The 259-nt window shown below is 31.3% G+C and carries 1 pseudogene; it reads left to right on the top strand.

The window, feature by feature from the left end:
• Positions 1–259 (top strand): annotated as a pseudogene (locus tag SB773_RS32845) (glycosyltransferase family 2 protein); the annotation flags it as partial.

Below are 259 nucleotides of genomic sequence, written 5' to 3'. Positions count from 1 at the left end.
GCAGTTTCAACTACTAAAAAACCTATTTATTATGTCAACAGAGCTTCAGAAAATCCATATTCTTTAACACGTGTTACGAATGTGTTAGATAAAAGAAAAGCGGATGTCGAAATAATAAGGTATATTCAATCCAAGGATATAGCCATTGAATTGAAAAGAGTGGCCCTTAACCGGATTTATGAGTACGATATTGTAAAAACGTTCGACAGTCAAACTTTTGTGAAATCCAAGAAAAAAGAAGATTTTATAGAAGTATTAA

Source organism: Bacillus sp. SIMBA_074, assembly GCF_046534555.1.
Taxonomy (GTDB): Bacteria; Bacillota; Bacilli; order Bacillales; family Bacillaceae_G; genus Bacillus_A; species Bacillus_A mycoides.
Note: the sequence above shows the minus strand (reverse complement) of the source record. Positions and strands in the feature narration are given on the sequence as shown.